1 protein-coding gene is annotated in these 506 nt (G+C 64.4%); it reads right to left on the bottom strand.

The annotated features are described in order from the left end of the window. On the bottom strand, positions 1 to 140 hold a 140-nt coding region (locus tag ACFLIM_RS50320; RefSeq protein WP_393178061.1), incomplete at its 3' end, for a helix-turn-helix domain-containing protein. Positions 141 to 506 lie beyond the last annotated feature (366 nt).

Here is a 506-nt window from a genome sequence, read left to right as displayed (position 1 = left end):
GGGGGCCAGGTCTCCTTCACCCAGGTGGCGATCTGCTCCTCATCGCGCTCGACGGCCCGGTGCACGGGCACCTGCGGGCTCCAGCCGATCCGATGCAGCAGATAAGACACCCCACGCGGGGTGTAGTTGTCCGTGGCCATGTAAAAGTCCCCACAGGTGGCCAGTTCGAGGTCACCACTGGTGGCCGGTTTAGGTCCCCACTTCTGCTTCGCGTTGTCCGCGTGTCGTGAGGAGGGGTGTGCCCTGAGCGGTGCACCGACACCACGCGCTCCAGTTCTACGGCCGGGTGAGGGGAAACCGGCTGCAGAAGGCATCATCGCGACACATCAGCAGAAGATCACGGACCTCGACGTGTGTCCCTCGAATTGGCCACCAGGGTCACCAGGGACCCTGGTGGCTTATTCGTGATCACGAGGCAAGGGCGAGTTCCAGCCGGGCGAGGTGGCTGGTGCGGGTCCGATCGAGTGGGTGGTCGTTCCACCAGGCGTCCAGCCGGATCAGGTTTA

It is taken from the genome of Nonomuraea marmarensis (assembly GCF_043197025.1).
In the GTDB taxonomy this organism is placed as follows: domain Bacteria; phylum Actinomycetota; class Actinomycetes; order Streptosporangiales; family Streptosporangiaceae; genus Nonomuraea; species Nonomuraea marmarensis.
This window is presented reverse-complemented; position numbering and strand designations above follow the sequence as displayed.